Here is a 15,089-nt window from a genome sequence, read left to right on the forward strand (position 1 = left end):
CAGGGTCAGTATTGTTCGGCGGAGAAAATATAATAATTTCAAATGGTAAAGTCGCGGTTCGGATGTGTCTCCTGACGTAACGAACGACTAACCATGCCCCGGACGGTGAATTCGTCATATTAGCCGTTCGTGGTAGAGCTTTCGGCAAGATCCTGATAGAATTCCGGTCATAACAGGGTGGCAACAGTGCGCCGGGCCTGCCGAGGATTTCCGTCGGCAGACGGCGACGCGTTTTTTTGAGCGCAGGTCACCTGTTCTGGACTGAAACGGGGACTGGGGGCTCGATCATGGCTGAACGGAATTATACCCGTCAGCTTGCGACAATCATTTCGATCGACGCCGTGGGATTCTCGAGGCTTATGGGCATCGACGACGAGTCGGCTGTCGCCGCCTTCGAGGAAAGGCGCGACATCATCGCTGGCAGTTGCGGCGCATTTGGCGGGCGCACGTTCGGCGATGCCGGCGACAGCATCATGGCCGAATTCGGCAACCCGATCGAAGCGTTGCGCGCGGCCTTCGATTTCCAGGCCCGGATCGTGGCGCTGAATACGGCAGTCGCCGAGGACATGCGCATGCCGTTTCGCGCCGGGATCAACACCGGCGACGTCATCGTCCGGGAGGGCCGTCTTTACGGCGACGACGTCAATATCGCAGCCCGCCTTCAGGAATTCGCGCCGCATGACGGCGTCGCCATCTCGGCGACGACGTGGCATCACGTGAAGGACAAGACGGCGGCGGTCTTCACCGATCTCGGCGAGTTCAGCCTGAAGAACATTGCCCTGCCGGTGCAGGTCCTGATCGCCGGTCGCGGCGGCAACGGCCCTGTCGCGACGGCGTCCTTCGCTTCCATTCCCACCACGCCCAGTCATTCCAGGCCGATCGCCAAGGGGCCCCCGGCAATCGCCGTGCTGCCGTTCCAGGGCAACGGAAGCGAACCCGATGTCGGCTATATGGCCGACGGTATCGCCGAGGACATCATCTACGGTCTTTCCAACACGCGCTGGCTCTCTGTCATCGCCAAGGGCTCGAGCTTCCAGTTTCGCGACGACAGCCTCGGCACGAGGCTCATCGGCAACGCGCTGGGCGCCCGCTACATCGTCAGCGGTACGCTGGCGCGCTCCGACAGGCAGATTCGTCTCAACGCGTCGCTCACCGACACCTCGAACGGGCGCCTGGTCTGGTCGCAACGCTTCGACCGCGACCTCGTCGATATCTTCAGCCTGCGCGACCAGATCGGCAGCGAGATCGTTTCCATCCTCGACAAGGAGGTCGACCGCGCCGAGCAGGCACGCACGTTCCAGGTGCCGTGGGAAAGCCTCGAAACCTGGCAACTGGTCAGGCGCGGCCGTTGGCACATGAACAGGCGGACACGTCGCGATACCGAAATCGCGCTCGACTTCTTCGACAAGGCCTACCAGGAAGATCCGAACTCGAGCGCCGTGCTCAATGAGCTCGCATGGTGGTATTTCTGGCGGGCCTGGCTGCGTTTCGGCGACAGCGACGATCTGGAGAAAGTCGAGACGCTTGCGCGCAAGGCGCTTCTGATGGACAGCCTCGACGCGCGTCCGCATGCCTATCTCGGCGCGGCCGACATCATGCGCGGCCTTCCGGCGTTGGCGGCCGAGCATCTTGCCGAAGCGATCCACATCAATCCGAGCTTCGCCTTCGCCCGCTCGGCCATGGGCAGCGCATACCTTCTGCTTGGCGATGCGACCGGCGCGATACCGTTCTTCCTCGATACCGAGCGGTTGAGCCCGTTCGACCTCTATCGCTTCCACAATCTGGGAGAACTGGCCGCGGCCTATTGCTTCGTCGAGGACTGGGAGGCCGCGATCGCCAACGCCGAGCGCTCGCTCAACCTGTCGCCAAGTTACTTCTACGCGAGGTTCCTGAAGATAGGCGCCCTGATGAGAAGCGGGCGGCGCGACGAGGCGGCGCATGAGCTTGCGATTTTCATGACCAGGCATCCCGATTTTTCCGAGCAGAGGATACGCTGGATACCGTTCGTGGACCCGGCCAAGAACAATTTCCTGATCGGCAATTTCGATCGGGCCAAGTCCGCCGCATGATCGCCGGGGCCGACAACAAATGACTGTGATCGAATTCACATACGCCGGACCGATGCAAACCTAGGCCAGACAATGCCGGCATCGCATTGACGTGGATGGCCGGGGGGCTTGAACGCGATGATCACTTTGAAGTACTTCGCCGCCGTCCGCGCCGCTCAGAAGAGCCAGCGTCCGCTCGCCGAAATGCCACCGTTCGACATCAATCGGCTGCGTTCCAAGAGCGGCTTTGCTTCCCGCATCGTCGGTTTTCTTCTTGGCGATCCGCGCTGGCTGCTGGCGCTGCTGCGCCGTTTCTGGCCGAATCTCGGCTTCGGCAATTTCCTGCTCGTTACCAAGGGCGCGGATGTTCGCGACATATTGGAGCGGGGCGACGAGTTCGAAACGCCTTACGGCCCGGAAATGGCCGAACTCGCCCGCGGCTCGAATTTCATTCTAGGCATGCAGGACGGCGCCGCGTACCGGCAGATGAAATCGGCGGTGCTGAGCGCTTTCCCGCCGGCGGAGGTCGAAGCCGCCGTCAGGCCGATCGCCGAGCGCCATCCGCGCGACATCATGACCCGCGCCAGTCCCGGCTTCGATGCCATCGCCGGATTGATGAAGATCTTGCCGGTGCGTATCTGTCGCGATTATTTCGGCCTTGAGATCGACGACGAAACCGAGTTCGCCGACTGGTCGATCGCGCTCAGCGCGCTGTTCTTTTCGGACCCGACGGCAAATCCCGCCACGCGCCAGCTTGCTGTGGTCGGCGGCGATCGGCTGATCAAAATCATAGACCGCTCGATTGCCGTGGTCAGGGAAAGAGCGGGCAAGGACGACCGGCCGCTTGCCCGCCTCGTCGCGCTGATGGACCAAGGGCGCCTGTCATTGCCCGACATTCATTCCATCATGCTCGGCATGGTCGCAGGCTTCGTGCCGACGAACGTGCTTGCCGGCAGCAATTGCCTGGATGTGATCCTGTCGCGAACGGACGCACGGCAAGCCGTCGATCAGGCAATTGCCGCCGGCGATACCGGCAAACTCGACCGGGCGATCATGGAAGCCATGCGGTTCAAACCGATCTGGATCGGGCCATGGCGCTATACAAGACGTGACGCAATCATCGGCAAGGGCACGCGCCGCGAGCGGCTGGTCAAGGCCGGAACGGTGGTGATGCCGGCGACGCTTTCGGCGATGTTCGATCCGGAGATCGTGCAGCGGCCGAACGAGTTCGATACGTCGCGCCCGCATCGCGATTACATGGTTTTCGGTTACGGCATCCATCTGTGCATCGGCGCCGAAATCGCCCGCATCCAGATCGGCGAATGCATCCGCGCCCTGTTCAGCAAACCGAAGCTCGCCCGCGCGCGGGGCAGGGCCGGCAAGATGGCCAATGTCGGCGCCTATCCGGCAAGCCTCAAGGTCGACTTCGAGCGCTCGCCGCTTTGCCGCACCGCCGACCAGTCGATGGTGACGGTTGTCTGCCCGATCACCCGCTCCATGCCGCTCGATGCGGTGCGCGACAAGGTCGCCGACCTTGGCAATCCCGCGATCGGCGAGCTGCGCGACGCGCTCGACAAGGTCGGCACCATACATTTCACCAGCCTGGCCGTCGCTCCCACCGGCAAGGATGAAAAGACGGGGATGGAGGCCGGCGCGCTGGTGTTCGAAATCTCCGGCGACGGCAGCACCGACGATGTCATAACCGCCATCGCGCAATCGATCGGGCACCGGCTGCGGCCGATCTTCAGGGATGTCTGCGGCCTGCCGGACGGCGGCTCGCTGGAGGATTTCCTGAAGGGGAACCACATAGAGATATCGCCGTCGTTCGGCAGCGCCGCGGGGCTCGTTTTCTCCGGCACGCCCGGCCATTCCGTGCGCCGCATCCTTGCCGAGGCGCGGCTCGCCGACAGCGTGCGCGAGATCGCCGAAAAGCCGCGCGCGGGCGCCGGCAATGCGATGGATGTGCTCGCCGAAGCGCGCCGGCATGTCCGCTGCCTCGGGCAATTCGGCTGGGCGTTCGAGCCCGCCGAAAGCCTGCTGGAAAGACCGCCGGGTCACTGGGCGTGCGCGCTGACGACGACGCTGCTGACGCCGGCGATGTTCGTCACTATCGCGATCGTCGTTCTAGCCTTTTGGCGCATGACCTATGTGCTGGTGTTCGGAAACCCGCATGGCGTCACCTTTGCCAACATCGCGATCGCCGGCGCCGCGCTTCTGCTTACGGTGCTCGGTCTGCTGGCTATTCTGGCTCTGTTCGTGGTCCTTTGCTTCCTGGCGTTGCGGCGGCTGGAGGACAAGGACCGGCCGGCGAACACGCCCGTCGACATCGGCGCGCTGGAAAAGATCCTCGCCAATGAGGACCACTGCGCGCAGAACAACCTGACGGCGATCTCGACGATGAAGCCGGGCATCTTGCGGCGGCTGGCGCTGCGGCTCTCCTTCTATCTGATCTCGATATCGGCGCAGAAAGTGTTCCGGCCGGGCTTCCTCGCCACCATCAACACCATTCATTTCGCCCGCTGGGTGCTGCTGCCCGGCACCGACAGGCTGGTGTTCTTCTCCAATTACGGTGGCAGCTGGGAAAGTTATCTGGAGGATTTCATTGCCAAGGCCTCAGCCGGTCTGACCGGCGTTTGGAGCAACACCGAAGGCTATCCGCGCACGCGCTGGCTGTTCCTGGACGGCGCGCGCGACGGCGATCGTTTCAAGCGCTGGGCGCGGCGCCAGCAGGTGCCGACGCTGTTCTGGTACAGCGCCTATCCGCACCTCAACACACCGCGCATCCGCATCAACTCCAGGATCAGGCGCGGCATCGCATCGGCCACCGGCAACGAGGCGCGCGACTGGCTGAGCCTGTTCGGTTCGCTGCCGCGCCCGCAAGCACGGCCGGCGGACGCGACCAGCCTGCCTGAACCGGCATCCGCGCCGCTCGAAGAGCTGGAATCCGGGGAAATCCAATCCATCTTCTTCGGACCCTTCGGCGCGCTCGGCCACGCGCATATGCTTGCGATCCAGGTGCCGGAAGGATTGCCAGCACCGAAGCGCAAGGCGTGGCTCGATTCCGTCATCGACAGAACCAGTTTCGGCGACGGCGTGCCGGCCGGCCGCGCCATGACCGTGGCGTTCGGCCCCAACGGGCTGCGCCGGCTCGGACTGGAAGGTGGCGTCGACGACGAGCCGCTGGACACGTTTCCTGTCGCCTTCCGGCAAGGCATGGGAACGCCCGAGCGCAGCCGCATTCTCAACGACACCGGTCCCGACGCACCCGACAAATGGCAGTGGGGGTCGTCCGCCAAGCCCGTCGACGTCGTCATCGTCTGCTATGCCGGGACGCCGGCCGCGTTGAAGGCGGAAATCGCGGCCATGAAGCGACAGACGACAGGCGCAGGGATGTCCGTGGCCGCCGAACTGCCGCTGATGGTGCGACGCGATGGCAAGCGGGCGGTCGAACATTTCGGCTTCGTCGATGGCGTCTCGCAACCGATCGTCCGGGGCACGCAGCGCGCTGCCAAAGGAGCGGCGCCCATGCATCTGCTGGCGCCCGGCGAGTTCCTGTTCGGCTATCGCGACGAGCATGGCTTCTATCCGGCTTCGCCGTCGGTGGAGGCGGCGCTGGATCGCACCGGCATCCTGTCGCAGGTGCGGCGCAACCGTCAGATACCGGGGCAACCACCTCCGCCGCGCGATTTCGGCCGCAACGGCACCTTCCTCGTCGTGCGCCAATTCGAGCAGCATGTCGAATTGTTTGACGATTATTGCAGGAAAGCCGCGACGCAGGCTGCCGATGAGACCGGCGACCCCGCCATCGATCAGCGCTGGGTGGCGGCAAAGATGCTCGGCCGCTGGCAGGACGGCAGCTCGCTGGTGCGCAATCCGAATGGTCGCCCGGGCCGCGGCATCGACAATGATTTCGCGCTCGGCGCCGAGGACCCGCAAGGACATGCCTGTCCGCTCGGCTCGCACATACGCCGGTCCAACCCGCGCGATTCGCTCGGCGAGGACCGCGAGACGCAGATCAGGATCGGCAAGCGCCACCGCATCCTGCGCGTCGGCCGCACCTACGAGAAGAAGGACAGGGGCGGAAAGACCGAGAAGGGCCTGCTCTTCATGTGCCTCAACGCGGATATCGAACGTCAATACGAGTTCATCCAGCAGACCTGGGTCTCGTCGAACTCGTTCCAGGGCCTTGTCGGCGAGACGGATCCGACGATCGGCGCACGGGGCGGCGGCGGCCGGTTCTCGATCCCTTCCTGGGAAAAGGTCACCGTGCTCAAGGAGGTGCCGCAGTTCGTCACGACAAAGGGCGGCGGCTATTTCTTCATGCCGAGCCGGTCGGCGCTGCGCTATCTGGTCTCGCGGCTCTGACCGGTGCGCTGAAAGCTGTTCGTCGTTTCTCGGATGCGACGAATCGACGGAGCCATGGCGAAACCGCCGAGCCAGCTACGGCGAAACCGCCGAGCCAGACTGCTCAGTCGTCGTCCTGCGAATCGGCGATGTGGTTCAGCGCGGCGGCGTTGGTGATGCGCAAGCCACCGCGCTTGATGGCGATCATCTGCCGGCTGCGCCAGTCGTTCAGCGTCTTGTTGACGGATTCGCGCGTCGCGCCGAGGAATTCGCCGAGCTCCGACTGCGAAATCGGAATCCAGCCGGCGCTGTCCGCCATGACGCCGCTCAGGAACACCAGCCGCTTTGCCAGCCTGGCCTCGATGCCGAAAAAAGCCTGGTCGCCCAGCTCGCCGCTCACCCAGCGCAGCCGCGTGCACAGCAATTCGATCATCGCGCGGGCAAGGGGCGGGTTTTTCTCAATGCGGTCAAAGAGTTGTGTCCGGCTCAGCGAAACCAGCTCGCAGGGGGTGAGGCAGATGGCGGTTGCCGTGCGCGGGCGCCCGTCCAGCGCCCCGATCTCTCCTACGAGGCTGCGCGACAGCTCGATATTGGCCACCAGCTTTTGCCCGCCGGGCGAATAGATCGAAATCTCGACGGTGCCGCTCATCACGCCATAGATGCGGTCGGACGCATCCTCCTGGACGAACAAATGCTGGCCGGCCGCATAGCGCTCCAGCTTGCAGCCGCCGAACAGCAGGTCGAACTGGCGCGGGTCGATGCGCGCCAGGCGCGGCAGGTTCCTGTCGTCCGCGCCATTTGTAGCCATCATACGCTTCCGCCTCTCGTTAGACGGAAATTGTAGGATAAGTGCGTGCTCGATCAAAGCGTCGTCTCCTTCTGTGGTGGCTTGCCGCATTCTCGGGGTGACGGACGGAAGACCAAAGTCACGCCTGACGCGCCGAAATCGGATAAGCCGGCAAACTGTAAGGAGACCGGGCGCACTGGCGGTTGCGGGCCGATCCTTGGAAACGCCGTCCGCGCGCTTGGGTGGGAGGTGCCCATGCGCGCAGACAGCAAACCTGAAAATGGCTAGGTGCTCGAAATTTCCTCGATAACCGCATCCAAATCGCAATCCGGCAGCAGCTTCGGACGCCGCAGTCAGCTAGCGCCGTCGATGCCGCCGTTGCAACATCCGAGCGCAAGCCCTGTCCGAAGTATGTGAAGGTGCTCACAGATATGCGCGCCGGGCGGACCGATGGTTATTTTGGAATCCATGGTTCACGCTTGGATCAATCTTTGCCTTGCAGCCGGCATGATTGCCTAGTCGGCAAAGAGATCAGTCGAAGCGTGGCTGGAATCTTGGCTTGACTGTAGCGGACGGTCGGCGCCATGGTTCATCTTGGGGGAGGGACGCCGTGGCAGCCGCGAAGGGACTCCTTGTAAAGGTTCGTGGCGACGGCGCGGGGCTCTCGGTGCGAGGCGGGCCGCCGCGGATTGGCGGGATCGAAGCCGAGCCGATCCTTACTCTCCCGCCTGGCGCTGTAAGCGCCGGTACGGCCGCGGCCGCGGACCGCGGCGCCACCTGGCTCCGCTTGGCCACGGATGCCGCCGAAGCAGACAATCCCTGGGACCACGCTCACGATCTTGTCGCCCGGACTCCGGCGCTGGCCGCCGCAGGGAGCGAGGTGCTCGCGGTCGAGCCCGATATCATGCAGCAATGGGATTACAGGAACAGCGCCGGCGATCGCGGCATGGCGGCAAGCGCGGCTCCGACATGTACTTTCGACGATCAGGATCCGAGCGGTGGACAAGCGACGGTGTCAGGCCGGGTCGCATGGAATGCCGCGCCGGACTTCAGCCAGTTCAAGGCCGCGCGCGAAAGCGTCGGCGCCAAGCAGGCCAACATCACCATCGCCCATCTCGATACCGGTTTCGATCCCGGTCACGAAACCCTTCCAGCAGGACTTCTTACAGCCCAGCAGCGCAATTTCGTCGACGACGGGAACGGCCCGAACAACGCGACGGACCACGCTCCGGCCGGCACGCTGACCAGCAATCGCGGCCATGGAACCGGCACACTCAGCCTGCTGGCCGGCAACAAGCTCGACGGCACGTCGCCGCACTGGCCGGGCTTCACCGACTTCGTCGGCGGCGCGCCACTGGCGAAGATCCTGCCGGTGCGCATCGCAGACTGGGTGGTGCGGCTGACCACCGGCACCATGGTGGCAGGCATCGACTATGCGCGCCAGCAGGGCGCGCAAGTATTGTCGATGAGCATGGGTGGCCTCGCCTCGCAGGCTCTGGTGGATGCCGTCAACCTTGCCTACGACCACGGCGTGGTCATGGTCACGGCGGCCGGCAACAATTTCACCATCACGCCACGCAGCATCGTCTATCCCGCGCGCTACAACCGGGTGCTTGCGGCCTGCGGCGTGATGAGCGACGGACGCGCCTATGCCGGGCTCGCCTTCGGCACCATGCAAGGCAATTACGGGCCGCCTTCGAAGATGAGCACGGCGCTGGGAGCCTACACGCCGAACGTGCCCTGGGCCGAAATCGATTGCCGCAAGGTGGTCGACATGGACGGCAACGGCACCTCGGCCGCCACCCCCCAGGTCGCTGCCGCAGCCGCTCTGTGGCTGGCCGAGCATTGGGACGTGGTGAAGAATTATCCCCAGCCATGGATGCGGATCGAGGCGGTCCGCAAGGCGTTGTTCGCGAAGGCCTTGAAATCGACGGCCAAGATGAATGCGGCGGAGACGAAGGAGAAGATCGGGCAGGGTGTCTTGCGGGCCTTCGACGCGCTGGGCTTCCCGCCGCCGGCGGCGAACAGCCTGACGAAGCTCGCTCGAGCCACCTACACATGGAGCTGGCTCGACCTTTTGACCGGCGGGAATTCGTTGGCGGCGCCACCGCCGGCGACGCTTCGGCAGCGAATGATGTTTGCGCTGGAACTGACGCAGATGGCGCAAGCTGCGGCGACAATCGAACAGGCGATCGCCGACCCGGACGGCGATCCGGGCAATATTTCGGCCGCGGCGCGCAACCGATATCTCGAAGCGGCGCTCGACCAGGGCAACCCGTCGAAGCCGCTGAAGGCGTTTCTGGAAGGTTTGCTCGGACGGCCGGGCGCCAGCGCGGCGGTTCCGGCGCCGGTCATGGGCCCCGCGCCGGCCATCAAGCGAAAGCCGCGGCCGCTGCCGCCGCCGCAACGGCGCCTGCGCATCTACGCGCTCGATCCTTCGGTGGCGAAACGGCTGGATTCGGTTTCGGTCTATCAGGCGATGCTTTCCGTGCCGTGGGACGACGAACCGGCGACGGACAGGCCTTTGCTGCCGGGGCCGATCGGCGAATATCTCGAGGTGGTCGATGTCGACCCCGCGTCCGACCGCGTCTACGATCCGGTAGACCTCAACGACAAGGTGCTTCTGGCGCAGGACGGCCTGCCGCCTTCGGAGGGCAATCCGAAATTCCACCAGCAGATGGTCTACGCCGTCGCCATGACCACGATCGGCCATTTCGAGCGCGCGCTTGGCCGGCGGGCGTTGTGGGCGCCGCATTATGCCGAGGCTCCCGGCCGGACCGGCGACATGACTGTGAAGGCGCATTACGTGCCGCGCCTGCGCATCTATCCGCATGCGTTGCGCGCCGAGAATGCCTATTACAGCCCGGAAAAGAAGGCGCTGCTGTTCGGCTATTTCCCGGCGATCAGCAACGAGGGCGACGTCACCACGCCCGGAACGACGGTGTTTTCGTGCCTGTCCAGCGACATCGTCGCGCATGAGATGTCGCATGCGCTGCTCGACGGGCTGCACCGCCGCTTCCAGGAAGCGTCCAACCCGGACGTGCCGGCCTTCCACGAGGCCTTCGCCGACATCGTCGCGCTGTTCCAGCATTTCACGCTGAAGGAACTGGTCAGCTTCGAGATCGGCAAGGCGAGGGGCGAATTGTCGGCCGCCTCGCTGCTTTCCGGTATCGCCAAGCAGTTCGGCGAGGGCAGCGGCCGGGCCGGGCCGTTGCGCGAGTATGGCGGCGCCGGCATGGCCGATCTCGACTACGACAAGACCTTCGAGGCGCACGACCGCGGCTCGATCCTGGTCTTCGCCGTCTACCAGGCCTTCCTGGCGATCGCCGACCGGCGGACGGACGACCTGATCCAGCTTGCCACCGGCGGCTCCGGCATCCTGCCGGCCGGAACCTTGCATCCGAGCCTGGTCGAACGCCTGACCGACGAGGTCGCCAAGACCGCCAGGCAGATGCTGACCATGTGCATCCGCGCGCTCGACTATTGCCCTTCGGTCGACATCACCTTCGGCGAATATCTGCGCGCGCTGATCACCGCCGACCGCGACGCCTATCCGGACGATCCGCTGCACTACCGTCTGGCTTTCCTGGAATCGTTCCGCAAATGGAAGCTCTTGCCGCGCGACGTGCGCACCATCTCGGAAGAGACGCTCGCCTGGAGCGCGCCGGAGGATCCGTCGCCGGCCTGGCTCAAGGGGTTGCTCAGCAGGATCGACCTCGGCTGGAACCAGAAATTGAAGCGGGCTGAGATCTTCGCGCTCAACGACAAGAACCGCTACACGCTGTGGAAGGCGATGCGCGAGACCTTCGCCTCCAACCCAGACCTCTACAAGCAGTTCGGCCTGCTGCCAGATCTGCCGCGCTACAATGAGGACGGGACGGTCATGCACGCGCCGAAGAAAGGCGAGACGACCTTCGACATCTACAGCGTGCGCCCGACGCGCCGCGTCGAGCCGGACGGCTCGTTCCGCGTCGAGGTCGTGGCGGTCATCCAGCAGCGGATTCCGGTCGCGCTCGACGGTACGGCGATGCCGCAAGGCATGGCCATGGGCGAAGGCTTCTTCTGGTTCCGCGGCGGCGCCACCATCATCATTGATCCGCGCGATGGCTTCGAGGAAATCCGCTACTCGATCATCAAGAACACCGGCAGCGCGGACCGGCAGAAGCGCCAGGCCGGGACGATGGCCGCCAATTATCTGTCGCCGCTCAGAGCGCTCTATTTCGGCGGCGAAGTGTCAGAGCCCTTTGCCTTGCTGCATGCCAGTGACGGAGACGACGACCATGTCTAGAAAGCCGGTGACGAGGACAAGGCCGGCAAAATCGGCTCCCGCGGCGACGCCGGCATCGGGCATCACCGTCAGGCATTACTGCCAGGGCATCGGCGACTGCCACTTGCTGACGTTCAAGAAGCCGGACGGTAGGCCGTTCCGCATTCTCATCGATTGCGGCATTCATGTCTCGATCAAGAGTGGCTCGGCGCTGGTCGCCGACATCGTCGCCGACATCAGGAAGGAGACCGGCGGCAAGATCGACATCCTCGTCGTCACGCACGAACACTGGGACCATGTTTCCGGCTTCCTGACCGCCAAGGACCTCTTCAAGGATTTTGTCGTCGGCGACGTCTGGATGGCCTGGACCGAAAATCCTACCGACGCGGAGGCCGCGGAGCTCGATAAGTTCAAGGGCCAGGCAATCGCCGCGCTGCAGGGCGTGGGCCAGAAGCTCGATGGGATGCAAGGGCTCAGTTCCTACATGGCCGGCGTTCGCGACGGCCTGCAGTCCGTGCTTGGCTTCCAGTTCGGCGCCGCCGGGGAGCGGGTGCGTTCGGCCCGCGACGCGGCGGCAAAGCTGTCGCAGAAACCGTCGCCGACCTATTTCGAGCCCGGCGGGTCGCCGGTATCGATCGACGCATTGCCCAACCTTCGCGTCTATGTGTTGGGCCCGCCGCGCGACAAGGCGGCCCTGCGTCTGGAGGAGAAGGCGAGCGAGATGTTCCCGCTGGCCAGCGGCGGCCCGTTTGCGCGAGCGCTGGCCAGCGGCCTCAAGATGAACGAGGCGGCAGACGCTAATTATGTCGACGAGCTCAGTCCGTTCGAGCGCAATGTCGGCGCGCCGCTTTCCGCGGCGCTCAACGGCGACAAGGGCAGCGACCCGGCCGTCGATGTCGCCACCTTCGTCCGCAAGCATTATTCCGGGCCGGTTTCGGCTGCTGCATCCATGGAAGACCGCGACCAGTCCTGGCGGCGCATCGACGCCGACTGGATGGGGATCGCCGCCGACCTTGCCCTGCAGCTCGACCGCGGCGTCAACAACACCAGCCTGGTGCTGGCCTTCGAGTTCATCGACAGCGGCCGGGTTCTCCTGTTCCCCGGCGACGCCCAGATCGGCAACTGGCTGAGCTGGAAGGATCTGAAATGGCCAGTGGGGCAGGGCACCGTCACATCAGCCGATCTTCTGGCGCACACCGTCTATCTCAAGGTCGCGCATCACGGAAGCCAGAACGCCACGCCCCAGAAACAGGGTTTTGACCTTCTGACGAGCAGCGACCTGTCGGCTTTCATCCCCACCAACAAGAACGATGCCTTGAAAGTGCATTGGGGCGAGATGCCCTATGACGGCATCCTGACCGCGCTCGAGACAAAGACAAAGGGCCGCGTCATCCGCGCCGACGATCCATGGCTGGCCGACAAGAACGGAAAGCCGGCTTTTGCCGCGCCGTCCGGCTCGATCCAGGCGGTGCGCAGTCTGCCGCGCGATGCGGCACGCGGACCAGGCGGACTGTGGGTCGAGGTGGAACTGGTCTAGGACCACCGGAGCGCCGCCGCGCGGCAGGCGCCGATCAGTCCGGCTTCAAGGCCGATTGCGAAAAATCAAAAACCGCTCTATGGAGCGAACGGCTGAGTGAGGGCGGCCACTCAACACATTGCACAAGGTCGCCCCATGCCCGATGCATTCTCACGCGTCATCGCCTTCCTTGCCGTGGTCACGGCCCTTTTGTTTGCCGGGCTGCATTTCCACCAAGGCCACATCATCGCCACGCTCTATTTCATGACCGGCGCCATTCTGGTGACGGCCGTGACGCGCATGAATGTGCGCAGAGGGTTGATTTAGAGCCTAACCGGTTCGGCTCGACAGTCGTTCGAAGATCGTCGGCACATCGCCTTGACTTCGAGAGCTTGCCTACCTTATATCGCGGCTCGCTTCGGCCTTCGGGCAAAGAGCGGGCGATTAGCTCAGCGGGAGAGCACACCCTTCACACGGGTGGGGTCGCAGGTTCAATCCCTGCATCGCCCACCATCCAACAGCTTGATAATGTTGGATGAATGGCCCGACGAATTCTTCGACAATTGCACTGGGGAGCCAGCTCAGCGCGCTGCCGCGATCAGCCGCTCGGCCAGGTCCGGCGTCAGCGTGTCGAAATGCGAGATCACCAGTGTGGGCTCGAATTCGCGCACATGGCGGTCGGTGTAGCCGAAATCGACCGCGACCACCGGAATGCCGGCCGCCTTGGCGGTGTCGATGTCGGTTTGCGAATCGCCGATCATCAAGGCGTTCTCCACATCGCCGCCGGCCAGCCGGATCGTCTCGGTGAGATGGCGCGGGTCAGGCTTGCGGAAGGCGAAAGTGTCCTGGCCGCAGATCGCGGCAAAATACTTGGCAAGCCCGAGCGCGCCGATCAGCGCCACGGAATTGGCCTCGTATTTGTTGGTGCAGACCGCCATCAGATAGCCGGCGGCCTGGAAACGATCGAGCGCGGCAACGACGCCAGGATAGGGGCGGGATTTGCCGGGAATGTTCAGCGTGTAATGGTCGAGGAACAGGTTCAGCAGCCGGTCGTGCTCTTCCGCCACCAGCGCCTTGTTCTGCGCGGCATGCGCGCGTTCGATCATGACGCGCCCGCCATGGCCGACGAAGCGCCGGAAACCGGCTTCGTCGACAGCGGCGAGGTCGCTTGCCGCCAGGCTGTGATTGAGGCTGTCGAGCAGGTCCGGCGCCGTATCGACCAGCGTTCCATCCAGGTCGAAGACGATGATCGGGCTCGGCATGGCGCGTTCCTGTAGCGATTGAATTGCCGCAGCCGATACAGGTTGGGCCTGGTTCAAGCAAGAAGCCTCGATCGGTCCACAGAGCCTTTGAGAGCGGCCCTTTGACGGGACAGGCAAAAATGCTAGGAGGCGCGCGAAACCGGCGAAATCGGGGCTCCCCATGGATGCAAGGCAGTTGAAGGTCGAAGCCGCGCGGGCCGCGCTCGCCCATGTCGGCGACGGCATGCGCCTCGGCATCGGCACCGGCACCACGGCGGAAGAATTCGTGCGGCTGCTGGCCGAGAAGGTTGCGACCGGCCTCAAGGTCATTGGCGTGCCGACTTCCGAGCGCACCGCGGCGCTCTGCCGCGAACTCGGCGTGCCGCTGTCTACACTGGAAGAAACGCCGGAACTCGACCTCACCATCGACGGCGCCGACGAGGTCGATCCGGACCTGACCCTGATCAAGGGTGGCGGCGGCGCACTACTGCGCGAGAAAATCGTCGCGGCGGCGTCCGATCGCATGATCGTCATCGCCGACAAATCCAAGATGGTCGGGACGCTCGGCCGGTTCCCGCTGCCGATCGAGGTCAACAAATTCGGCCTGCGCGCCACCGAGATCGCGGTTCGAGCCGCCGCGGCAGAGCTCGGCCTTTCCGGCCCGGTTACATTGAGGATGACGGGGGGCCAGCCATTTGTTACAGACGGCGGCCACTTTATCCTCGATGCATCTTTTGGCCGCATTCCGGATACAAGAGCGCTGTCGAATGCTCTCTTCGCCATTCCAGGCGTTGTCGAGCACGGTCTATTCATCGGGCTGGCGTCAACGGCCATCATCGCCGGCGGCGACGGTATCGAAACCGTCCATGCAGCCTGAAACCAGGGA

The 15,089-nt window shown here is 64.3% G+C and carries 8 protein-coding genes and 1 tRNA gene; 7 read left to right on the forward strand and 2 right to left on the reverse strand.

All coding sequences use genetic code 11. The annotated features are described in order from the left end of the window. The first annotated feature begins 287 nt into the window (after nucleotides 1–287). Both FJ430_RS20795 and FJ430_RS20800 read left to right on the forward strand, forming a co-directional pair. On the forward strand, nucleotides 288–2,069 hold the full coding sequence (locus FJ430_RS20795; RefSeq protein WP_140657843.1) for an adenylate/guanylate cyclase domain-containing protein: 1,782 nt from the start codon (nucleotides 288–290) through the stop codon (nucleotides 2,067–2,069). Between the two features lie 117 nt (nucleotides 2,070–2,186). Then, nucleotides 2,187–6,413, forward strand: a complete 4,227-nt coding sequence (locus FJ430_RS20800; RefSeq protein WP_140708976.1) for a cytochrome P450 — start codon at nucleotides 2,187–2,189, stop codon at nucleotides 6,411–6,413. Between the two features lie 103 nt (nucleotides 6,414–6,516). Here the strand turns inward: FJ430_RS20800 and FJ430_RS20805 are convergent, their stop codons facing one another. Further along, nucleotides 6,517–7,200, reverse strand: a complete 684-nt coding sequence (locus FJ430_RS20805; protein WP_140642978.1) for a Crp/Fnr family transcriptional regulator — start codon at nucleotides 7,198–7,200, stop codon at nucleotides 6,517–6,519. A 766-nt stretch (nucleotides 7,201–7,966) separates the two neighbouring features. On the opposite strand from FJ430_RS20805, the gene FJ430_RS20810 reads away from it, so the two are divergent. The 4 genes from FJ430_RS20810 (at nucleotide 7,967) to FJ430_RS20825 (ending at nucleotide 13,475) form a co-directional block, all read left to right on the forward strand. Next, a complete protein-coding gene (locus FJ430_RS20810) occupies nucleotides 7,967–11,467 on the forward strand; it encodes a S8 family serine peptidase (RefSeq protein ID WP_226891813.1) in 3,501 nt (1,166 codons plus the stop codon). Then, nucleotides 11,460–12,983, forward strand: a complete 1,524-nt coding sequence (locus tag FJ430_RS20815) for an MBL fold metallo-hydrolase (RefSeq protein WP_140708972.1) — start codon at nucleotides 11,460–11,462, stop codon at nucleotides 12,981–12,983. Before FJ430_RS20810 ends, FJ430_RS20815 begins: the two co-directional genes overlap by 8 nt. Before the next feature lie 135 nt (nucleotides 12,984–13,118). Continuing rightward, a complete protein-coding gene (locus tag FJ430_RS20820) occupies nucleotides 13,119–13,289 on the forward strand; it encodes a hypothetical protein (RefSeq protein WP_181164840.1) in 171 nt (56 codons plus the stop codon). 111 nt (nucleotides 13,290–13,400) lie between these two features. Beyond that, nucleotides 13,401–13,475 (forward strand) — tRNA-Val (locus FJ430_RS20825). Nucleotides 13,476–13,543: 68 nt separating this feature from the next. Here the strand turns inward: FJ430_RS20825 and FJ430_RS20830 are convergent. Further along, nucleotides 13,544–14,224 (reverse strand): phosphoglycolate phosphatase, encoded by a 681-nt coding sequence (locus FJ430_RS20830; protein WP_140708970.1) that lies wholly within the window; start codon nucleotides 14,222–14,224, stop codon nucleotides 13,544–13,546. 160 nt (nucleotides 14,225–14,384) lie between these two features. Here FJ430_RS20830 and rpiA point away from each other — a divergent pair, with 160 nt between their 5' ends. Further along, complete coding sequence (gene rpiA, locus FJ430_RS20835) at nucleotides 14,385–15,080, forward strand: ribose-5-phosphate isomerase RpiA (RefSeq protein WP_140642559.1); 696 nt, start codon at nucleotides 14,385–14,387, stop codon at nucleotides 15,078–15,080. The last annotated feature ends 9 nt before the right edge of the window (nucleotides 15,081–15,089 follow it).

This window comes from Mesorhizobium sp. B2-8-5 (assembly GCF_006440675.2).
Lineage (GTDB): Bacteria > Pseudomonadota > Alphaproteobacteria > Rhizobiales > Rhizobiaceae > Mesorhizobium.